Consider the following 21,867-nt stretch of genomic DNA (forward strand, 5'->3'; position numbering starts at 1 on the left):
AAAGTTTAAATATTTTCCGACGAGTAGGGCGCATCAAAGCCCAAACTCGTCAGAATGCGGGTTTCCAGTGCTTCCATTGCTTCTGCTTCATCATCATCAATATGATCAAAGCCGAGCAAGTGCAAGGTGCCGTGTACCAGCATATGTGCCCAATGGGCAGCCAGTGGCTTGTTCTGCTCAACTGCTTCGCGCTCAACAACCGGTGCACAAACCACCAGGTCGCCCAGCAGTGGCAGGTTCAGTTCTTCCGGTAAATCCGCCGGAAAAGACAATACATTGGTGGGATAGTTCTTCTCCCGGTATTGCTGATTCAGTTCCTGGCCTTCGCTTTCATCAACAATGTACAAACTGACTTCGGCATCGTCGCGGTTGAAGTCTTCAACCTGCGCCAGCGCGGCGCCAATCCACTGTTCTATCAGTGCGCTGTCGGGAATCTGCCGGCTGGTGCTGGCAACTTCGATATCCACCTGCACGTGCATCAGTCTTTCGACTCCGCGGTTTTTTCAAAGTGTTCATAGGCTTCAACAATACGTTGCACCAGCGGGTGGCGTACCACATCGCGCGAGGTGAAATGGGTAAAGCTGATGCCTTTTACCTGATCCAGCACCTCAATGGCGTGGCGCAACCCGGAGGCCTGGCCGCGTGGCAGGTCGATCTGGGTGGGGTCGCCGGTAATTACCGCGGTGGTGCCAAAACCGATACGGGTGAGGAACATTTTCATTTGTTCGCGGGTGGTATTCTGGCTCTCATCGAGAATCACGAACGAGTTGTTCAGGGTACGACCACGCATAAAAGCGAGCGGGGCAATTTCGATAATACCGCGTTCAATCAGCTTGCCGACCGGCTCAAAGCCGAGCATCTCGTAGAGTGCGTCATACAGCGGGCGCAGATAAGGGTCGACTTTCTGGGTTAAATCGCCTGGCAGAAAGCCCAGCTTTTCACCGGCTTCCACCGCCGGGCGCACCAGCAAGATACGCTCGATCTCATCTTTCAATAAGGCTTCAACCGCACAGGCTACCGCCAGATAGGTTTTACCGGTACCGGCCGGGCCAATACCGAAGTTGATATCGTTGTTGCGCACCGAGCGCACATAACGCTGCTGATTAAGGCCGCGGGGCTTGATGGTGACTTTTTTGGTCTTGATGATGACCGAGCCGCCTTCGCTGCTCTGGTCAGCATCTTCGGAGATTTCTGTGTCGCTATGATTAACCTGATCCATTAATTCCTCTATACCGGATGTTTGCAGGGCGAGATGGACTTCATCCGGCGTCAGTTCGGTTTCTGCGGTGCCTTTATACAGTTGCCTGAGCAACTGGGCTGCGGTTTCGATAACGTGACGGGCACCACTGAGGGTAAATTGATTACCGCGGTGTTGAATCACAATATTCAGGCGTTGTTCAATCTGGCGGAGATGCTGACCGAATTGCCCGCACAGGTTGGCGAGGCGTTTGCTATCGTCAGGTTCGAGCATCAAAGGTAAGGATGAAGCGTCAGAGATGGAAACGGCAGGGATATTCATTAAAAGGGTTTCAAGGCTCGTTTGGCTAAACAGGATTCAAGACTAAACCATTCCGAATGCAGGGGAAAGACTCACAACCGGTTAATTGGTTTACCGCAACCGGCGTTCAGCAACCAAAACGCTATAACAGTCAGGTTGCTGAACGGATAATTTCATCCGGTGACAAAGGCTTGCGTGGGTTTATTAAATTTTTTATCAGGATCCATTTTTTCGCATGGATTTCCAGCGCTGCAACCATTGGGCATGTTCAAAAATCACCACAATGACCAGCGAAATGGCAAAGGGGATCAACAGGTAAAAGAGGCGAAACACCAGCAGGGCGGCAATAACGTCGGCGGCATTCACTTCCGGCAGTGCCAGCAGGAACACCACTTCCAGTACGCCCAAGCCGCCCGGTGCGTGAGATACCAGCGCCGCTGAAAACGACGCCAGAAAGATACCGAGGATCAGCAAAAAGCCGGGGTTACTGGCTTCCGGCAGGGCGAAGTAGATAATTGATGCCGCCGCCACCAGCTCCAGCGGGCCGATGATCAGCTGGCGGAACACAATATAAAGGCGGGGATACTGCAACCGGAAATTGCGGATGCGAATGGATTTGAAGCGCAGGCTGCTGCCAACCACATAGAGTGCGATCAACCCCAGCATGAAGATGCCCAGCGCGTAAGACATCCACGGCGTGGCATCTTCAAAAAAGCGATTGAGCAAATGAGGTTGAAGAATCAGCACCAGACCGCCGAGCAATACCGCACCCAGAGCGAAGGTAAAAGAACAGAAGGCCACCAGCACACCCACTTCAGGGCCGCTCAGGCCTTTGGCGGAGTAAGCGCGATAACGCACCACGCCGCCGGAAAACACCGAAGCGCCAATGTTGTGTCCGATAGCGTAGGCGGTAAATGAAGCGGCGGTAATAAAGTGCCACGGCATACGTTTGCGCAAATGCATCAGCGCAACGCGGTCATAACCGGCCAGGGCAGCATAGGCCGCGAGGGTAGCCAGCGCTGCCAGCAACCAATTGGTAAGAGGAATGGCGTGCAGGCTTTCGATAATATCGTCAAAAGAGATATCGCGTAGCTGGTGATACAGCAACCAACCGGAGAAGGCGACAGCCAGCAAGCCGATAACGGGCCAGAGAAAATCCTTATTCAACTTCATCCGTGACATCCAGCCTGTCCGGATATAACCGGCGCACGACCCGCAAGGTCGGCCATAAAACGTGCAGTGAATACATGCATAACCCGAAATACCACGGTGTTTCCTTTTAGGTTGACCTGGTCAGGCGCCCGATGGAGCTGCCTGCTTGATTCCTATTCAGTGTAGCGGCGTCTGCTATCCAATGATGAACAATGTTTGTGATTGATTGCACTAAATGGCGCGCGGACAGTGCCTTAGCACCAGTCCGCGTCCAGCTCGGAAGCAATCAGAATGCCACGCAGGGAGTTGGGCAGGGCGTCTTCGATCAGTACATCGGCAAACTTGCCAATTAATGCCGGATCATCGGCGCGGAAATTTACAACGCGGTTGTTCTCGGTACGACCACAGAGTTGCCCCGGGTCTTTTCGGGAGTAACCACTGACCAGAATACGTTCAGTGTTGCCCACCATGCGACGGCTGATACCCATGGCTTGCTGGATCAGACGATCCTGCAAAATTTTAAGACGCTGTTTTTTCAACTCTTCCGGCGTGTCATCCGGCAGGTCGGCAGCGGGTGTGCCGGGGCGGGCAGAATAAACAAAGCTGAATGAGGTATCGAAGTCCATGTCGTGGATCAGTTTCATGGTCGCTTCAAAATCCGCTTCAGTTTCACCGGGGAAACCAATAATAAAGTCGGAGGAAAAACTGATATTGGGCCGGATTTTTTTCAGGCGACGTAGCTTGGATTTGTACTCCAACGCCGTATGGCCGCGCTTCATCGCCATCAAAATACGGTCTGAGCCGCTCTGCACCGGCAGGTGCAAATGACTGACCAGTTCCGGTACTTCGTTATAAACATCAATCAATGCATCGGTAAATTCCACCGGATGCGAGGTGGTGAAGCGAATGCGGTCAATGCCTTCAATGGCGGCAACGTAGGTAATCAGCTCTGCCAGATCAACACTGGTGCCATCGCTGCTTTCGCCGCGATACGCATTCACATTTTGCCCCAGCATGTTTACTTCGCGCACACCCTGGCCGGCAAGGTGAACAATTTCTGCCAGTACATCAGCAACCGGTCGGCTCACTTCAGCACCGCGGGTGTAGGGCACTACGCAGAAGGTACAGTACTTGGAGCAGCCTTCCATAATGGATACGAAAGCGCTGACACCGTCTGCATCCGGCTGTGGCAGACGGTCGAATTTTTCAATTTCCGGGAAGCTGATATCGACCACAACCACACCATTGTCGCGGCGGGTTTCCATCATCTCCGGCAGGCGGTGCATGGTTTGCGGGCCAAAAATCAGGTCAACGTAGGGCGCCCGCTCGGCAATGGCGGCACCTTCCTGGCTGGCCACACAGCCGCCAACGCCAATCACCAGATCGGGGTTTTTCTTTTTCAGGCGCTTCCAGCGGCCCAGCTCATGGAAGAGCTTTTCCTGGGCTTTTTCGCGGATTGAACAGGTATTGATCAGGATAACATCGGCATCTTCCGGGTTCTCGGTCGCCACCATGTTGTGCGATTCACCCAGCAAGTCGCGCATGCGCGAGGAGTCATACTCGTTCATCTGACAGCCGTGTGTCTTGATATAGAGTTTTTTGGCGGGTGCTTCGGTAGCGGTCATACGGGAATTACCTGATCAAAAAGCATGCAGAAACAAAAGGGGCGCATTATAACGGTCTAACGTCCTAAAACCTATAGTTTCAGCACCAGGGTTGCCAGCCGACGTCCACTCTTGCCACACTCATGGCACCAGGATCGGGGATTTTGTACAGAATCATTTGTGCCATCCAGTGGCCGAATTATTGGAAAGGATTCTCATTTGAATCTTCCCGTTTCAGGCCGCACTTTAAATAGCTGCTCACGACGATAATCTTCTGAAGATGAATCCATTATTTTTCCACGAAAAAATAACGAATCCGGGAGTTTTACACCCTCGAAGGGGGTAAAAATTGTCATCACAAGCGCCCACACGGATACACCAATTTACACCGGTAGCATCTTATGGCATTGTTGACCATAAGTCCGACAATAACCTATAACAGTCTTGCAGGTGCTTATATTATGAATAGACGTCAGGTGCTCGAATACACAGCCTGGATCACAGGTATCGCTGTTTCCGCCCCTCTGGCCAGCGCCATTCTTACCGGTTGCTCGAAACACTCCCCCGACAAAACCACAGCGGGTGATAGCTCTTCTCTTTCCGGCTTGCCGATTTTGCATTTTTTTACACCAGAGCAATTTTTGCTCGTGGCGCAACTGGCTGACATCATTTTACCGCGCACCGATAGCCCCTCTGGAACCGAGGCCAACATCCACACGCGCCTGGATGCCATGCTGGGCCAGGTATTTGATGCCGCCTATAAAACGCGTTTTAAAACACAATGGCAGGATTTGCAAAATTACCTGAATCGTAAAAAATTCGACAGCCTTAACACCGATGCACAGGTGGACTTGTTGCAATCATTGGAAACAAGCAGTCACGCTGACTTGGCCCCGGTCAAACAAGCATTCATAGAGCTTAAACAACATTTTATTGCCTATTATCTGACGGATGAAAATGTGGCCAAACAATTTCTGAATTACCTGCCCATTCCGGTGACCTACCAGCCTTGCATTTCTGTTCAAGATACTAATAACAAAGCCTGGGCACTCTAATTATGACTATCGCAACCGAATATGACGCTATTGTAATTGGCTCTGGAATTAGCGGCGGTTACGCTGCGATGGAGCTATGTACTAAAGGTTACAAAACCCTGGTGCTGGAACGTGGACGCAATATTACCCACGGAGAATATCCGACCGCACACCTGGACCCCTGGGACATGCCTTTGGAAGAACGTGTCTCGCAAGAAGAGATCGACAAACATTACTTTAAACAAAATCGCTTGAGCTGGTGGGTGCGCCAGCCGAACAAGCACTGGATCAATAAAGACGACGAATATTCTTACGATGAAGATGAGCGTTTTGACTGGATTCGTGGTCACCACGTGGGCGGCCGCTCGCTGATGTGGGGCCGTCATTGTTATCGTTTAAGTGACATTGACTTTGAGGCAAACAAAAAAGAAGGCGTTGCTATTGATTGGCCCATTCGTTACGCCGATCTTGAAGCCTGGTATGATCAGGTAGAAACCTTTGTGGGCGTCTCAGGCCAGGCTGAAGGTTTAAAACAGGTTCCGGATGGCAAGTTTATTAAGCCTTTTCCGCTAAACTGCGCCGAAGAGGTGATGCGGGAAACTATTGCCAAACAATACCCCGGCCGCGTTGTAACACCTGGCCGCGTTGCCAACTTGAGCGAGTACAAACCTGAGGTCCACAAAGGTAGGCGTGGCCAGTGTATGGCGCGTGACCGCTGTGTGCGTGGTTGTCCTTTCGGCGGTTATTTCAGCAGCGTAACCGCCACCTTGCCGGTTGCTGAGGAAACCGGCTTGCTGACACTTCGTCCTCACAGTATTGCTCAGGAAATTACGTACAACCCCGAAACAGGTAAAGCTTCCGGCGTGCGCATTATTGATGCCGAAACGGGCGAACACATTGATTTTAAAGCGCGCATTATTTTTTGTAATGCGAGTACCGTTGGTACTACCGCCATTTTGTTAAACAGCCGCTCTGAACGTTTCCCCAATGGTTTGGGTAACGACAGTGGTGAGCTTGGCCACAACCTGATGGATCACCATTATGGTATGGGTGCCAGTGGCACATTGCCTGGTCTTGAGGATAAATACTATTCGGGCCGTCGCCCCGGTGGTTTTTACATCCCCCGTTTTACAAATATCGATGATGAAACCAGGCAAAAAGATTACATTCGCGGCTTTGGTTATCAGGGGGGCGCGGTTCGTCGCAATAATATTCCAGCCGGTGTGGTGGGTAAAAATTTAAAAGATTCGATTTTTCAACCAGGTCCCTGGGCAATTTCCATGACCTGTTTTGGTGAAATGCTGCCTTACCATGAAAACCGTATGTATTTAAATTTTGACAAGCGCGATAAGCACGGTATGCCAACGATTACCTTTGATGCAAAGCTGCGTGATAACGAGCACAAACTGCGCGCTCATGGTGTGCAATGTGCCGAGGAAATGCTAAAAGCCGCTGGCTGTATTGATGTCCGTTCGTACAACAATGCGACAGCGCCTGGGGCTTGTATTCACGAAATGGGTACAGCTCGTATGGGGCATGATCCTGAAACCAGCGTGTTGAATAAGTGGAATCAAATCCACAACGTGCCAAACGTATTTATTACCGATGGTTCCTGTATGACCAGCTCTGCAACACAAAACCCGAGTATTACTTACATGGCGTTAACCGCTCGCGCCGTGGATTATGCTCACGAGCAAATACAACAAGGTAAGCTCTAAAACATATCCCCTCTGCGCCTATAAAGGGGTGGTGAGTGAAATCACCACCCCTTTCTTCAAGGCATTTATTCCAGCGATACTACAACCACAGATTTTGCTGGCAGTTGCAATGTCAGTTTGCCGTTTTGGGCATTGGCACTGTAATCAGCCGGCTTGATGGTTTCCGGTGCATCAAAGGTATTGTGGGTATCCATACGCTCGGCGGTCAGCACGCGGCCGGTCGCTTTGTTTACGGAAGTACCCTTAACCGATACATCTACCGTTTTTGCCTCACGCGGGTTGGTGTTCACCAGCGCTAACCAGGTTTTACCGTCTTTACCTTTCGCCGAGGTCACGCTAAGTGATGGCACACTTTTGCCATCGAAGGTGTAGGGCGCGGCATGGTTGATATTGACCGGCAAATAGGTTGCATCCTGGAAAGGCTTGTACAAGTGGAATGCATGGTAAGTCGGTGTCAGCAGCATTTTTTCCTTATCGGTAAGGATCATCGCCTGCAGTACGTTGATCATCTGGGCAATGTTGCTCATATGAACACGGTCAGCATGGTCATGGAAAATGTTGAAGTTCACCGCCGCCACCAGCGCATCGCGCAGGGAGTTTTGCTGATACAGGAAGCCCGGGTTGGTGCCTTCCTCAACGTCGTACCATGTGCCCCATTCATCAACATAGAAACCGATTTTTTTCTCGGGATCGTTTTTGTCCATCACCGCTTTGTTGTTGCGAATGAACTCGTCCATTTTCCAGGTGCTGACGAAGGTGGAAATCCACTGGCCTTCATCAAAGTTGAGTGCTGCACCTTTTACTTTCCAGTCTTCGGTGGGCAGGGTGTAATAGTGGAAGCTGACCGCCGCCAGTTTTTCAATCGGGTTTACGTGGGCGGTCAGGTGTTCTGCCCATGAGGTGTCAGTGGTATGCCCGCCGCTGGCAATCAGCTTCGGCATGTTATGCGAGGGTGCTTTCAGGAAAGTCGCGTAGTGGTTGTAAAGGTTGGTGTAGTACTCCGGCGTCATGTGGCCGCCGCAACCCCAGGCTTCGTTACCAATGGTGAAGTAATCAATTTTCCATGGCTTGTCGCGGCCGTTTTTACGGCGCAGTTCGGCCAGTGTAGATTTGCCTTCGCCGGTCATATATTCCAGCCACTCCGCCATTTCGCGTGGTGTGCCGGTGCCAAGGTTGCCGTTGATATACACTTCCGAGCCGAGCATTTCGGCCAATGCCATAAACTCATGGGTACCAAACGCGTTATCTTCTTCCACGCCGCCCCAGTTGGTATTCACTTTTACCGGGCGCTTGTTGCGCGGGCCAATACCGTCGCGCCAGTTATATTCATCGGCAAAACAGCCGCCTGGCCAGCGCATCAGCGGTACCTGCAAATCCTGCAGCGCTGCCAGTACGTCTTTGCGGTAGCCTTGGGTGTTTGGAATTTTTGATTTTTCCCCGACCCAGATACCTTCATAGATACCGCGCCCCAGGTGTTCAACAAACTGGCTGTAGATATTTTTGTTGATGACCGGGCCGGGCTGGTCGGCATTAATAATAATTTCGGCGTTTTGTTGGGCGGCCGCGCCGGAAGCCATGGCGGCCAGCGCCAAAGACGCCAGCGTACGCTTAACGTGCTTTTTTAGTGTCTGCATTCTAGTGATCTCGTTCCTGATTATTGTTGTGCCTGAATCAAGCGCCTGAAGGATAATATGCTTACATATAGTATTGTAAGATAAATTAACACTTGTTTACCTGAGGTAAGCCCGGGTAAACAACGAATGCTCAGGGCAAGCATTTGCAAGGGAGAAAAACGCCGCCCGGCGGTTAGTGTTGGCCGGGCGGGTTAACGCGAAATGTTTATTGCGCCAGACTGGTTTTCAGGGAATAAACCCCTTCAATATCCCGGTTGAAGCGGGTGAATTCATCGGCGTAAAAGGCCTTGAAATCTTCCAGCGTACCGTTATCAATATTTTCCTGGCGGTTGGTCGGTACCCAGTAATGAGGAACCGGCTCGCCGTCCGGCCCGGGAACACCCTCGGGCGCATTGCGCCATACCAGCAAAAAGGCAATCTGACGCGCAACCGGGTCGGCTTTCAGGTTGTTGATCATCTTCTGGTACCACTGGTTATCGTACAGCCCGGCTTCAATCTCCGGGGCGCGAATGCCCACTTCAGAAATCACCGGTATCTTGCCGCGTGACTCGGCCATGTTCACCATCAACGCCGCATTGGCGACCAGCTTGTCAAACCACGCCTGATTATCGGCAGACGGACCATAAGTATCGAAACCGATCACATCTACCCAGGCATCGCCAGGGTAGCGTTCCAGATAGTTTTCTTCGGTAGCGTCATCGAAAGCGTTGGGGGAATAGGCGTACAAAAAGTTGTGTACGCCTTTGGTGTCGCGCAGGTATTCCACGGTGTAGCGATAAAGCGCTTTGTATTCCTCCGGGGTAGATTGCTCTTCGCCCCACCAGAACCAGGAGCCGGTATTTTCGTGCAGGATGCGGAAGATAACCGGGATCAATTTTCCCTCATTATCTTTTAACTGCAGCGCCCATTCGGCAACCTCGTCGAGGTAACCGCGATACACATCATGTGCTTCGCCTCCCGGTAAAGAAGCAACCACAGCGGGGGTGCGATCCCACGAGGTGCCTACATCGGAGCCTTCCGTTTTTTGGGTGTCGGTTAACGGGTTATCCGGGTGGGTGCTGACGGTAATAATGCCGCCGCGCGCATGGGCTTTTTTTACTTGCTCAACAATATCGCCTTCTTTTTTCGGAGAAATAATCGACAAGGTATCCCAGCCATACACCGCTGCAAAATCACCCACCGCATTAAAGGTATCTGACTGGGTGCCATCGGTTGAGGTGATGGTTAAACCCTGGGTCGTTTCATGTTGATGGCCAAACAAAATGCCCTCACCGCGCTGGGCGCGCAGCCAGGCAAATAAAGAGCGGGTTTCGGCGGTTGCTTTGGTATCGCTGATTTGAATCGTCACGGCGGCCGTTTCATGGGGCGCAGCCGATGCCTGTTGATGTTCGGTAGATGACGGCGTTACAGATTCGGAGCACCCGGTTAATAGCAGGCATGAACCTGCCAGCAAACCGGTGAGACGGCGAAAGAGAATTGTCATGAAGTCCTCGTAGACCCGATAGAGCAGCAAACTGCTGATAAAAAAGAGCGTCGTTGGCCGTGGTTGTGCGGTTGCTGAAATAGCAGACGTGCCAACCCTCTTATAGCGCCATGGGAGCGAGCGGTGTTAAGCCGGTTTAAGCCAGCAAGGCCCTGGTCAGCGGTTATTTGCCAACGACATGAAATACCCGGCCAGCAGTGCTTGGCCGGGTGCAGGATTGTAACCGGTTACTTGCCGCTTTGACGATAGCGCATGCGAGTTCCGAGGGTGAGCGACAGGTGAATTTCTTCCGCAGAGAGGGGTTCGGGGAAGTAGCAGCCGGAGATTTGCGCATCGGCAATGCTGGCGCCATCCAGTTGGGTATTTCGAAAATCAATACCGCGTAAATCGGCATTGCGAAAATAAGCATCACTGAGGTCCAGACCGCTGGCCTCCAGCCCGCGCAAATCCAATCCGCGGTAATCGCCAGCGGCTAAAGCGGCGCTTTCGCCGGCCTTGATGCGTTGGTTGAATTCAGCAATATTTTCATCGCGTAATAGATGATAAAGCGCATTGTTATGTATGACGGGTCCGGACATGGCGGCCTCCGACAGAAATTCCGGTTGGGCAGGGCGGGTGGCTCGGTAACGCCCTGAAACACCGTTGCTGTATTTATGAACGGTTCGCCTGAATTGTAGACAGGCAACAACGGGCTGTCGCTTCATTTTGCAACTTTTTCTGCCAACGGAGCCTTGGGCAGCATTCGCCGCTCTGTTCATCCGATACACACCGAGGTAGACTGATACACCAGCTGCAATATAGCAGTTGCCGGTGTAATTAAGGATCTGTGCCTGTAAGGAAAGCTGGTATTACCAGCGCCCGGCGCAGCTCCGCAATGGCCGGTTTTATAATCATCAACCACGGAATCGCTGCTTGCCTCCGCTTGTCCTGACATCGTTTTGCCAGGGCTATGGCTTTAGTGGTAGAGCTTTTTCCGGTAAATAAACTTATACCGTCCTCCTGCAACCAAGCGTTGTCAGGCGGTAGCGTATATTGTGAGGAATTGAGAGAATGAGCTTTATCCATGACGATTTCCTGCTTGATACCGAGCAGGCTCGTGTGTTGTTCCATGAGTACGCCAAAGACCTTCCTATTATTGACTACCACTGTCACTTGCCGCCCGAGCAAGTCGGTAGCAACAAGCAATTCAAAAATCTCTACGAAGTCTGGTTGGCTGGCGATCACTACAAGTGGCGCGCCATGCGTTCCAACGGTGTTGATGAGCGTTATTGCACCGGTGATGCCAGCGATTGGGAAAAATTCGAGCAGTGGTCAAAAAGTGTTCCTTACACCCTGCGTAACCCGCTGTTTCATTGGACGCATCTGGAATTGCGCAAGCCGTTCGGTATTACCGACCGTCTGCTGGATGGCAACACGGCCAAAGGCATTTGGGATCAGTGTAATGAACTGCTGGCTACCCCGGAGTTTTCTGCTCGCGGTTTGATGAACCAGGCCAACGTAAAACTGGTTTGTACCACCGATGACCCGATTCATGATCTGGAGCACCACAAAGCAGTTGCCGCCGACAAAACGTTCAAAGCTGCGATGCTGCCAACCTGGCGTCCTGACCGCGCTATGGCGGTTGAAAGTGCCGAGGCTTACAACAAGTATCTGGATCGTCTGGCCGCTGTTGCCGATGTTCAGATCAGCACCTTCGATGATTTGATCAAAGCCCTGGATGTTCGTCACGATTACTTCCACGCCAATGGCTGCCGTTTGTCAGACCATGGTCTGGAAACCGTGTACGCAGCGGATTACACCGACGAAGAAATTCGCACCATCTTCAAAAAAATCCGTGGCGGCAGCGAGCTGGACGCGGTAGAAACCGAGAAATTCCAGTCTGCCATGCTGGTGCAATTTGCCCTGCAAGACCACGCCAAAGGCTGGGTGCAGCAATTCCATATTGGTGCTATTCGCAACAACAACCCGCGTCTGTTCCGCACCCTGGGCCCGGACACCGGTTTTGACTCCATTGGCGATCACAACTATGCCAAGGCACTGGCCAAATTCCTCGGCCGTCTGGATAGCGAAAACCGTCTGACCAAAACCATTATTTATAACCTGAACCCGCGCGACAACGAAATGATCGGCACCATGATCGGAAACTTCCAGGACGGCTCTGCCGCTGGCAAGATTCAGTTCGGTAGCGGTTGGTGGTTCCTCGACCAGATGGACGGCATGACCCGTCAGATCGAAGCATTGAGCCAGTTGGGTCTGTTGAGCCGCTTTGTTGGTATGCTGACTGACAGCCGCAGCTTCCTCAGCTACTCACGTCACGAATACTTCCGTCGTATTCTGTGTGCGATGCTGGGCCGTGATATGGCCAAAGGTCTGGTGCCTAACGATACCAAAATGGTGGGTAAACTGATCAGCGATGTCAGCTTCAACAATGCCAAAGAATACTTCCCGTTTGTTGTGCCTGAATAAGTTTTTCTGTTTTGCAGTTTGAATAAAAAACCCGGCAATCGCCGGGTTTTTTATTGTCATCGTTTAATAAAAGTTTTCAGTATTATTTTGCCAGGTATTTTTCCAGCTTTTGCGCAACCGATTTGGCATTTTCAAAATTTTCAATGCGCTCAACATCTTTGCCCGCTTTAACAACCAGCAATGTCGGATACTGACTTACCTTGTAACGTTGAAATTGCTGATTGTTGTTATCCAGTGTTACCGGGTAGGGGATTTTTGTCGTCTCTGCAAATTGCTTCACGTCCGATTCTGCTGTCCATAAATGCGTCACGTAAACCTTTACTGCAACAGAAGGGTTTTGCTGGTGCAGTTGCTGCATAAAATCCAGCGCCTGCTGGCAATGTTCCGACAGTTCCGGTTGCACATCTTTCATGTAATCCACGCACCAGGTGGTGGTGAAGAAAAAGATGCCGTCTTCGCGGCTGCTCTTTTGTGAGGGGCTGGCCAGTGACTCGGTCAGGCTGCTGGCAACCGGTTTGACATTTTCTCCGGCGGCCAGTTTATCCATCAGATTTACCAGCGTTTCATCATGATGATAACTGGTGTAAACCACCTCGCCCCGGGCATTGATCAGCACGTGAAAGGGCGTGCCCTGAAATGAAAAGTGACTGGCAATATTGCCGTTATTATCAAACAGCACCGGTATGCTCATGTTGTGCTGCTTTACCAGTCGGTCAACGTTGGACAATTCTTCGTTAAGGTTCAGGTTAACGGCAAACATGGCCAGTTTGCCCGGGTTGTCGCCTTGCGTCAGGCGCCGGTAATCTTCTTCCAGTTCGGGAAACTCGCGACGGCAATCAAGGCACCAGCTGGCCCAGAATTTTAAATAGACCGGCTGCTTGCCAATCACCTGGTTCAGATCGACAGGATCGCCTTTGAATGTCTCAAAGGGCGCGGCAAATTTCCAGTCAACCGTCTGGGCGGAAGCGCCCAGACAGGTAACCATCAGTACAGCCAGCGTGATAATTTTTTTCATAGCTTTTAATTTTCCGTTGATGGGAGTCAATTCGTCGCTGAGGGAAGAAAGTTAAAACCGACACCGATACGATTCCATGCATTGATCACACTAATGGTAGCAGTCAGGTTGACGATTTCCTGCTGATCAAACACCGTTTGTAAAAGACCCCATGCCGCTTCGATATCCGGCTGCTGAGGCAAGTTGGTGAGTGCTTCGGTCCAGGCCAGCGCAGCGCGTTCCCGCTCGGAGAAAAACGGCATTTCCTGCCAGGCGGGCAGTAAGTCCAGTCGCTGTTGTTTTTCACCGTCGGTGCGGGCTTCATGGGCGTGCATGCTTTGACAAAACCCGCAGCCATTCAATTGTGAGGCGCGCAGCTTCACCAAATGTACCAGCAAAGGTTCCAGGTCTTTGGCAGCATCCTGTCCTAACGCAATAAGGTGGCGGGGCAGGGCCGGTATGGATTTGTAAATGGTCGCTTGAGCAATACGTTCTTTCATAACACTGTCCTCGTGATTGAAATGCTGTGAGGCCAGTTTGCCTTGCTGTCAGGTAGCTGGATTGTATATTTGCGACAGTTTGCGCTGCTGGTATTGTCCGGGCGTCTGACCGGTAATTTTTTGAAACTGGCGGGTGAAATGTGCCTGGTCAAAAAAGCCCGCATCAAGGGCGAGGTCGGTCAAGGGTAGCGTCGGGGTTATGGTCAACCGATGGCGCGCCAGGGCGATACGTTGCAGTTCGCGCAGCTGACGAGGGGAAAAACCGGTTTCGGTGCGATAGCGGCGCTCAAAGGCGCGGCGGTTAATGCCATGGTCCAGACAGAAGTTTTCAACAGAACCTTCATAGCGGGAAAAGCCGGGCATGGTCTGTTGAATTAATCCGGTATCCGCCTGCTGTTGCCCGGCAAGTATCAGCAGCTGTGTTTCAACCTCGGCGATGCGACGCTGAAAGTGAGCCTGCGGCGAGGTAATCATCGGATAATTTTTATTATCCGGGGCAAACAGGCGATGCCACGCGGCGGGTAAATCGGGGCTGTGCGGGTCGGCATTCCCCTGTTTGCCGAGCAATTGCCAGGCTCCGCCCGGTTTGAAGCGGATGCCCATAATATCCATGGTGGAGGTGTTTTCCAGCGACCAGCGCTGGCTGTGCTGGACGAAACGAAATTCGGGTAAGGCACTGTACGAAAAACGGATATTCAGGCTGGCACCGCCATCGGCATAGAGATTAAACCCGCTGAAGCCGGAAAGTTTGTCGGCGGTAATCAGCCAGAAACACTGAATCCAGGGCGACAAGCGCGGGTGGGGTTGCGCCAGCAAAAAGCCTTTGCTCCGGAACAAACGAAATGCCGGGTTGGGCAAGGAATCTTTAGCGGGGAACACAAGGCGTGACATACAAAACCCCGGGAGCAGGTTAACCGGTCCGGACGAAGGATATTTTTCGGAGGAACCGTTTCTATGGCTTTATCATAGGCGCTTTCGGCGAAGAGCAACAGGATCGGTTACAATACCGTTTTGTCGATTATCAGGTGTACCCAACGTGTGTGCACCGGGAGAACCTCCTTGTCCATTGATATCGCTCTGGAAACCTTCCGCTTTGCTTTTTCTGTTACTGCTCCGATTTTTTTAATGATTGTGCTGGGTGTATTTCTTAAACGCCGGGCGATTATTAATGAAGGTTTTGTGCAAACCGCTTCCCGTCTGGTTTTTAATCCCGGTTTGCCCGCGCTGCTGTTTGTAAGCTGCGCAACCGCCGATCTGGAGCAGTTGGCCGATACCCGATTAACCGTCGCGATGCTGGTCAGTACCCTGATGGTATTTATTTGCAGCAGCCTGGCGGCGCCCTGGCATATTAAAAACCCGCAAGAGCGCGGCGTATTTGTACAAGGGGCATTTCGCGGCAACCTTGTCATTCTCGGCCTGGCCTTTTGTGCCAACGCGTTTGGCGAAAAAGGTGTTGCCCTGGCCTCATTGCCTGTCGCCCTGACGGTAATTATTTATAACGTGCTGTCGGTTTATACGCTGAATGCCAGTCTCAATCCGGATGCGGCAGGCTCCTGGTGGAAAACTTGCAAGGATGTGCTTCGCAATCCCTTGATTGTGGCCACCATGGCCGGTTTTGCAGTGAATATTTCCGGTATGCCCCTGCCGGTTTTTCTGCTGGACACCGCTCGTTATCTCGGCAATATGGTATTACCGCTGGCGCTGATTTGTATTGGCGGCGCATTGGATTTGCGACAGATGCGCAGGCTGGATGGTCAGGCGTTGATGGCGTCTTTCTGGAAGTTGGTGCTTACCCCGTTAATTGCCATAGCCACGGCAATGGCAGTGGGGGTAAAAGGTGATGCTATGACCGTATTATTTTTACTGGCCGCGTCACCCACTGCCACGGTCAGCTTTGTCATGGTGCAAGCCATGGGCGGAAATGCCCGCATGGCCGCCAATATTATCGTGCAAACCACCTTGTTCTCATTACTCACAGTGACGCTGGGTTTATGGCTGATTCAATGGTTTCATCTGGCGTAACCGGACGTAAAATCCGGCAGGGGTTGCCGGCAGCCACATAACCGGCAGGAATAGAGCGAGTAACCACACTGCCGGCCCCAATCACACAGGCTTCGCCTATCGTAACGCCCGGCATAATGACGCTGTTACCGCCGATCCAGCAATGGTCGCCCAGGCTCACTGGTGCGGCCAGCATAACGCCTTGCTGGCGTTGCGCAGCATCAAGCGGGTGGCTGGTAGAATAAATATGCACATTGGGGCCGAGCATAACCTCGTTGCCAATGGTGATGCCGCCACCGTCCAGTAACACGCAGTGATGGTTGGCATAAAAGTTATTGCCGAGAATAATCCGGTCGCCGTAGTCACAGAAAAAATCCGGCTCAATATAGGCCCGCGAAACCTGTTGGAATAGTTGTTGATATAACAGGTTGCGTGCTTTGGTCTGGTCGGCGCGCAGTGTATTAATTTGCTGGCATAGATGTTTGGCCCGTTTGCGAGCCTGAAACAACGAGCTTTCAAAGGCATTAAAAGACGTTAATACCGGCTTGTCGGAAACGTGCATGCTTTTTCCCGTATCGGATCGTGATGAGCATTGGACAGAAAATTGGATAGTGATAAAAGATGATGGTAACCCATTCTGTAGCAGAAATAGAAAAGCAAACCTGGCAATGGTTGAACCGCGTGGTTATCGGCCTGAATCTTTGCCCGTTTTCGGCAAAACCCACCCGGGAAAATCGGGTGCGTTTGCGTGTCTGTGAGGCGACAGCAGAGGAAGATATTCTCGTGGCGCTGGAAGAGGAAATGCATTACCTGGATGAGCATCCGGCGCAGCACGTTGAAACAACCCTGCTGGTGCTATCGCAGGGCCTTTCGGATTTCTACGACTACAATGCTTTTCTCGGTTGGGCAGAACAATTGATCAAACGCAATGGCTGGCGCGGCGTATATCAGGTAGCCAGCTTTCACCCGGATTACTGTTTTTCCGGGGCAGATGCAGACGATGTGGAAAATCTCACCAACCGCTCGCCCTGGCCAATTTTGCACCTTATTCGCGAAGCCAGTCTGGAAAAAGCGGTGGCTTTTTTTGAGAAGGTTGACGAGGTGCCTGAAGTAAACCGCAAAACCGTTGGCGATTTATCCGTTGAACAAAAACAAAATTTATTTCCGTGGCTATTCAATAAACCCTGATTCGGGTGCGGTCAGGGTTTCAGGGCAATAAACGGTTTTTTTCGGTTGGGGTAGCAGTGTTGGCAAATCATACAGCGTGTGCCATCACAGCCCCGCGCCGAACAATGTTCGCGCGCATAATAGATGATTTGCAAATGCAGCTTGTTCCAGCAGTGTTGCGGAAATAACCGCTTTAAATCTTTTTCTGTTTGCTCAACGTTTTTTCCGTTGGTTAAACCCCAGCGTTGTGCCAGGCGGTGAATATGGGTATCTACCGCAAACGCCGGTTGGTCAAATGCCTGGCTCATTACCACACTGGCGGTTTTATGCCCCACCCCGGGTAGCGACTCCAAAGCAGCAAAATCAGCCGGTACCTCGCCGTTATATTTTTCAATCAGAATTTGCGACAGCCGCGAAATCGCTTTGGATTTCTGCGGTGACAATCCGCAGGGGCGAATCACCTGCTGAATATCTTCTACCGGCACTTTCGCCATATCAAACGGGTTGTCTGCCAGTTGCCACAAGCCAGGTGTAACCTGATTCACGCGCTCATCGGTACATTGCGCTGACAATAAAACCGCAACCAGTAACGTATAGGCATCTTTGTGATCAAGCGGTATAGGCGGTTCCGGGTAAAGCGCTTGCAGGGTTTCCAGTACAAACGCTACCCGTTCTTTCTTTTTTAAATTGAGGGTTGTGGTCATAAGCTCTGAACAAAAGCGCGAATACGATGAGCCGCTTCAATGCACTCTTCCAGCGGTGCTACCAGCGCCATGCGCACTTGTTGCGCGCCCGGGTTAACGCCCTGGTGCTCGCGGGATAAAAAGCTGCCTGGCAACACCGTCACATTTTGTGCCGCAAATAATTGCCGGGCAAAATCTTCGCCGCTAATGGGTGTGCGTGGCCATAAGTAAAAACCGGCGTCAGGCCGTTCTACCTCAAGTACATCACCCAATATCGCCAGTACCGCATCAAATTTTTTACGGTAAATATCGCGGTTTTCCAGGACATGTTGCTCATCGTTCCAGGCGGCGATGCTGGCCAGCTGTACCGGTACCGACATGGCACAACCGTGGTAAGTGCGGTACAACAAAAAGGATTTCAGAATGCTGGCATCACCCGCGACAAAGCCGGAGCGCAGCCCTGGCAGATTGGAGCGTTTGGAGAGGCTGTGAAACACTACGCAGCGACTGAAGTCATCGCGACCCAGTTCGGCACAAGCTTGCAGCAAGCCGGGTGGCGGCAATTGTTCGTCGAAATAAAGTTCTGAATAACATTCATCAGATGCAATAACAAAGTCGTATTGATCGGCCAGGGCAATCAGTTTTTTGAAAACACCGGTATCTGCCACGGCACCGGTGGGATTGCCCGGTGAACAAATAAAAATAACCTGGCAGCGCTGCCAGATTTCCGGTGCCACCGCGTCAAGATCCGGCAAGTAACCGTTTTCGGCGGTGCAATTGAGAAACCAGGGTTCGGCACCGGCGAGCAGCGCAGCACCTTCGTAAATCTGGTAAAACGGGTTTGGGCTAATGACCAGCGGGTCCGGTTTTGTGCGATCAACAATGGCTTGCACAAAAGCAAACAGGGCTTCGCGCGTGCCGTTCACCGGTAAAATATGCTTGTCGGCAGATAGACTTTCGGCGTTGAGTTTAAAACGTTGCTGCGCCCATCGAGCGATGGCTTCGCGCAACTCCGGCAAACCTTTGGTCGCCGGGTACTGCGAAAATGCCGCTTGTTGATCGGTGAGTGTTTGCAGCACAAAGGCTGGTGGTTGATGCTTGGGTTCACCCACCGATAAGGCAATATGCGCAAGATGGGCGGGCGGCGTAATGCCGCTTTTCAGCTCGGCCAGTTTTTCAAAAGGGTAAGGATGAAGTTTTGCTAAATCGTTATTCATAACAGCGGCGGATTCCAACTGCAAAAAAATTAATGATTGGCTCGTTTGTCGAGTTGCTTGCAAATTTCATTTTGCAAGGACTCACAAACCGCCGGATCACTCAGCGCATCGCCTTTGTGATCGGTAATAAAAAAGACGTCTTCTACCCGCTCACCGAGGGTGGCAATACGGGCATTTTTAAGTTGCACACCAAACTGCATAAAAACCCGGCCAATGCTGGCTAATAATCCCGGGCGGTCCGGGCTGATCACTTCAAGCACGGTGTGACCGGTCATGCGATCATTACTGATGGCGGTTCGGGTTGGCATGGCGAAATATTTCAAACGGCGCGGGGTGCGGCGGGTAATGACTTCCGAGTAGTTGTCGGTCAATCGTAATTCTGCCAGCACAGCCGCCTGAATGGTTTTTAACTGCGCCGGGTTTTCTTTCAACGGCTTGCCGTTCTGATCCAGCACATAGAAGGTGTCCAGGGTATAACCGGCGCTGGAGTTGTAAATGCGCGCATCCTGAATGCTGAGATTTTGCTGGTCCAGTGCCGACGCTACCGCAGCAAACACGTTGCTGCGTTCAAGCGTGCGCACGAAAATTTGCGTAGCACCGGTTTGTTCCGACACAGACGCTTTGCGAATCAGTACCAGGTCGCTGTCATCCGGTTGGTTGACGGCAGCGGCGGTGTGCCAGGCAATATCCTGCGCGCTCTCGCGGAGAAAATATTCATCGCCCATGTCGCCCCATATTTTCCAGGTGCGTTCAGCGTTGATGCCTTTGCGCTGTAATTTGCGCAGCGCGGCCTGCTGGGTTTCTTCAATCAAATCCTGGCGGTCGATATCGTTCTCAAGGCCGCGGCGCAATGCACGGCGTGAATCGAGATACAGCTGACGCAACAAACTGGCGCGCCAGGTGTTCCACAGTTCTTTGTTGGTGCCGTTAATGTCGGCTACGGTCAAACAGTAGAGGTAATTCAAATGCGTTTGATCGCCGACCATGAGCGCGAAATCATGAATGACATCCGGGTCGGAAATATCCTGCTTTTGAGCAACCGCTGACATGTGCAGATGCTGTTCTACCAGCCAGCAGATCAGACGGGTTTCCCGTGGGGAAATGCCATGGCGGGTGCAAAATTCTTCTGCGTCCACCGCGCCGAGGATCGAGTGATCACCACCGCGACCTTTGGCAATATCGTGATAAAGCCCGGCAATGTACAGCAGCTCGATTTTCGGTAAACGGTGAAACGCGTAAGCGGCGATTGGAAAGTCCTCGCGCGCCGACGGCAGACGAAAGTTACACATGTTCTGAATAACTTTCAGGGTGTGTGCATCCACGGTGTAAATATGAAACAGGTCGTGCTGCATCTGCCCGGTAACGCGTCCGAACTCCGGCAGGTACAAGCCCAGGATGCCGTAGCGGCTCATGCGTTTAAGTTGATCAACCAGCCCGGCGGACTGTTGCATCAGCTTCATAAACAGTTGGGTATTTTGCGGGTTGCTGCGAAAGTCGGCGTCAATGAGGTTGCGGTTTTCCCGCAGGCTGCGAATGGTAACAGCGCGTACACCTTCAATATCCTGGCGTTGCGCCATCAGCACAAAAATTTCCAGCATTGCCGACGGCTGTTTTTCAAATAGCTGCGGGTCAATCGCTTCAATGTAGTTGTTGCGAATCTGAAAACGCTCATTGATAGCGACAATGCGCGCATCCGCCGGGTTGCTGAGAATTTCCTCGTGCAAATATTGCAGCAATACATCGTTAAGTTCGCGCAGTGCCATTACCGTGCGGTAATACTTGTGCATGAACTGTTCAACGGCAAGGTTTTCGCTGTTGTCGGTATAACCGAAAAATTGTGCGAGCTCGCGTTGATGGTCAAACAGCAAACGCTCTTCAGCGCGGCCGGCGACCATGTGCAGGCCGTAACGAACCCGCCATAAATATTCCTCGCCGCTGTAGAGCATGGAAAATTCTTCTTCGGTGAAGAATCCTTTACCGTGCAATTGTTTCAGCGTGCGGGTTTGGTAATAGCGTTTGGCTACCCAGGCAATAACCTGAATATCCCGCAATCCGCCCGGTGCATTTTTAATGTTGGGTTCGAGGTTGTATTCGGTATCGTTGTATTTCTGATGGCGTTGCAGCTGTTCTTCCCATTTCGCCTGGAAAAACGCTGCCGCTGACCAGATATGTTCCGGTGAGGTTTGTTGTTGCAGGGCTTCACGCAAGCTTTCATCCCCGATCAGCGTGCGTGACTCCATAATATTGGTGGCCACGGTAATATCGCTGCGGGCAATGGCTACGCATTGTTCTATGGTGCGCACGCTGTGGCCAATTTCCAGGCCGATATCCCACAGTAATGTTAAAAATTGGCCAATGGTTTCCTGGCTACTTTCCGGAAAGTCCGGCTGGTGCAGAATCAGCAAATCAATATCTGAATGGGGATGAAGCTCGCCACGCCCGTAACCGCCCACGGCTTCCAGGCTGATGCCCTCCGGCCACTCAAATTGCAGCCAGGCGTAATGCAGCATGCAATCAATAAACAGGGCGCGCTCGTAAACCAGCGTGCGAATATCTTCGCCTTCGCGAAAGCGAAGATCAAATTGGGCGCTGGCGGCGTTAATGGCATCCTTGAAGACGGTAATAACCGGTTGTTCTGTCAAAGCCCGCCGAAAACGGCTCTGATCAAAGAAAAAAAGTGGTCGTTCGAAATAGGGTACCGTCTTCCCGGTCATCA

The 21,867-nt window shown here is 51.8% G+C and carries 20 protein-coding genes; 5 read left to right on the top strand and 15 right to left on the bottom strand.

All coding sequences use genetic code 11. From position 1 onward, the window contains the following. Window positions 1-5: 5 nt before the first annotated feature. From ybeY to miaB, 4 genes are all read right to left on the bottom strand, one after another. Entirely contained in the window at window positions 6-479 is a 474-nt protein-coding gene (ybeY, locus tag C4F51_RS06755; protein ID WP_193908345.1) for an rRNA maturation RNase YbeY, read from the bottom strand. Next, window positions 479-1,519 (bottom strand): PhoH family protein, encoded by a 1,041-nt coding sequence (locus C4F51_RS06760; protein ID WP_193908347.1) that lies wholly within the window; start codon window positions 1,517-1,519, stop codon window positions 479-481. Before C4F51_RS06760 ends, ybeY begins: the two co-directional genes overlap by 1 nt. A gap of 195 nt (window positions 1,520-1,714) precedes the next feature. Continuing rightward, window positions 1,715-2,671, bottom strand: a complete 957-nt coding sequence (locus tag C4F51_RS06765; protein WP_193908349.1) for a lysylphosphatidylglycerol synthase domain-containing protein — start codon at window positions 2,669-2,671, stop codon at window positions 1,715-1,717. 233 nt (window positions 2,672-2,904) lie between these two features. Continuing rightward, complete coding sequence (miaB, locus tag C4F51_RS06770) at window positions 2,905-4,275, bottom strand: tRNA (N6-isopentenyl adenosine(37)-C2)-methylthiotransferase MiaB (RefSeq protein WP_193908351.1); 1,371 nt, start codon at window positions 4,273-4,275, stop codon at window positions 2,905-2,907. Window positions 4,276-4,655: 380 nt separating this feature from the next. On the opposite strand from miaB, the gene C4F51_RS06775 reads away from it, so the two are divergent. Beyond that, window positions 4,656-5,309, top strand: coding sequence for a gluconate 2-dehydrogenase subunit 3 family protein (locus C4F51_RS06775; protein ID WP_193908353.1), 654 nt, complete (start codon window positions 4,656-4,658; stop codon window positions 5,307-5,309). A gap of 2 nt (window positions 5,310-5,311) precedes the next feature. Then, on the top strand, window positions 5,312-7,006 hold the full coding sequence (locus C4F51_RS06780) for a GMC oxidoreductase (RefSeq protein WP_193908355.1): 1,695 nt from the start codon (window positions 5,312-5,314) through the stop codon (window positions 7,004-7,006). Window positions 7,007-7,071: 65 nt separating this feature from the next. Here C4F51_RS06780 and C4F51_RS06785 read toward each other — a convergent pair whose 3' ends face one another. The 4 genes from C4F51_RS06785 to C4F51_RS06800 form a co-directional block, all read right to left on the bottom strand. Continuing rightward, window positions 7,072-8,640, bottom strand: a complete 1,569-nt coding sequence (locus C4F51_RS06785) for an alpha-N-arabinofuranosidase (protein ID WP_193908357.1) — start codon at window positions 8,638-8,640, stop codon at window positions 7,072-7,074. Window positions 8,641-8,845: 205 nt separating this feature from the next. Continuing rightward, window positions 8,846-10,123 carry a glycosyl hydrolase gene (locus C4F51_RS06790; RefSeq protein ID WP_193908359.1) on the bottom strand — a complete coding sequence of 426 codons (1,278 nt, stop codon included), beginning with the start codon at window positions 10,121-10,123 and terminating at the stop codon, window positions 8,846-8,848. Window positions 10,124-10,350: 227 nt separating this feature from the next. Then, window positions 10,351-10,701 (bottom strand): pentapeptide repeat-containing protein, encoded by a 351-nt coding sequence (locus tag C4F51_RS06795; protein WP_193908361.1) that lies wholly within the window; start codon window positions 10,699-10,701, stop codon window positions 10,351-10,353. 238 nt (window positions 10,702-10,939) lie between these two features. Continuing rightward, window positions 10,940-11,188 (bottom strand): hypothetical protein, encoded by a 249-nt coding sequence (locus C4F51_RS06800; RefSeq protein ID WP_193908363.1) that lies wholly within the window; start codon window positions 11,186-11,188, stop codon window positions 10,940-10,942. Here C4F51_RS06800 and uxaC point away from each other — a divergent pair. Next, window positions 11,174-12,589 (top strand): glucuronate isomerase, encoded by a 1,416-nt coding sequence (gene uxaC, locus C4F51_RS06805; RefSeq protein WP_193908365.1) that lies wholly within the window; start codon window positions 11,174-11,176, stop codon window positions 12,587-12,589. The two genes, C4F51_RS06800 and uxaC, sit on opposite strands and share 15 nt — an antisense overlap. Window positions 12,590-12,671: 82 nt before the next feature. Here the strand turns inward: uxaC and C4F51_RS06810 are convergent, their stop codons facing one another. The 3 genes from C4F51_RS06810 to C4F51_RS06820 are packed head-to-tail and all read right to left on the bottom strand — an operon-like array spanning window position 12,672 to window position 14,974. Next, a complete protein-coding gene (locus C4F51_RS06810; protein WP_193908367.1) occupies window positions 12,672-13,604 on the bottom strand; it encodes a TlpA family protein disulfide reductase in 933 nt (310 codons plus the stop codon). Window positions 13,605-13,630: 26 nt separating this feature from the next. Further along, window positions 13,631-14,083, bottom strand: a complete 453-nt coding sequence (locus C4F51_RS06815; protein WP_193908369.1) for a carboxymuconolactone decarboxylase family protein — start codon at window positions 14,081-14,083, stop codon at window positions 13,631-13,633. 48 nt (window positions 14,084-14,131) lie between these two features. After that, window positions 14,132-14,974 (bottom strand): AraC family transcriptional regulator, encoded by an 843-nt coding sequence (locus C4F51_RS06820; protein ID WP_193908371.1) that lies wholly within the window; start codon window positions 14,972-14,974, stop codon window positions 14,132-14,134. A gap of 168 nt (window positions 14,975-15,142) precedes the next feature. On the opposite strand from C4F51_RS06820, the gene C4F51_RS06825 reads away from it, so the two are divergent. Beyond that, entirely contained in the window at window positions 15,143-16,105 is a 963-nt protein-coding gene (locus C4F51_RS06825) for an AEC family transporter (protein WP_235992292.1), read from the top strand. On the opposite strand, the gene C4F51_RS06830 is transcribed toward C4F51_RS06825, so the two are convergent. After that, window positions 16,056-16,646: a sugar O-acetyltransferase gene (locus C4F51_RS06830; RefSeq protein WP_193908373.1), complete on the bottom strand. Its 591-nt coding sequence runs from the start codon at window positions 16,644-16,646 to the stop codon at window positions 16,056-16,058. The genes C4F51_RS06825 and C4F51_RS06830 overlap by 50 nt on opposite strands. Before the next feature lie 59 nt (window positions 16,647-16,705). Here C4F51_RS06830 and C4F51_RS06835 point away from each other — a divergent pair, with 59 nt between their 5' ends. Continuing rightward, window positions 16,706-17,272, top strand: a complete 567-nt coding sequence (locus C4F51_RS06835) for a DUF1415 domain-containing protein (RefSeq protein ID WP_193908375.1) — start codon at window positions 16,706-16,708, stop codon at window positions 17,270-17,272. 11 nt (window positions 17,273-17,283) lie between these two features. Here the strand turns inward: C4F51_RS06835 and nth are convergent, their stop codons facing one another. From nth to C4F51_RS06850, 3 genes are read right to left on the bottom strand one after another with little or no spacing between them, the layout of a single operon-like run. Further along, window positions 17,284-17,955, bottom strand: coding sequence for an endonuclease III (gene nth, locus C4F51_RS06840; protein WP_193908377.1), 672 nt, complete (start codon window positions 17,953-17,955; stop codon window positions 17,284-17,286). Continuing rightward, window positions 17,952-19,151, bottom strand: a complete 1,200-nt coding sequence (gene dapC, locus C4F51_RS06845) for a succinyldiaminopimelate transaminase (protein ID WP_193908378.1) — start codon at window positions 19,149-19,151, stop codon at window positions 17,952-17,954. The genes nth and dapC overlap by 4 nt, the downstream gene beginning before the upstream one ends. A gap of 29 nt (window positions 19,152-19,180) precedes the next feature. Beyond that, window positions 19,181-21,865, bottom strand: coding sequence for a [protein-PII] uridylyltransferase (locus C4F51_RS06850; RefSeq protein WP_193912424.1), 2,685 nt, complete (start codon window positions 21,863-21,865; stop codon window positions 19,181-19,183). Window positions 21,866-21,867: the final 2 nt, after the last annotated feature.

Origin of the sequence: Cellvibrio polysaccharolyticus (assembly GCF_015182315.1) — a bacterium.
GTDB lineage: Bacteria > Pseudomonadota > Gammaproteobacteria > Pseudomonadales > Cellvibrionaceae > Cellvibrio > Cellvibrio polysaccharolyticus.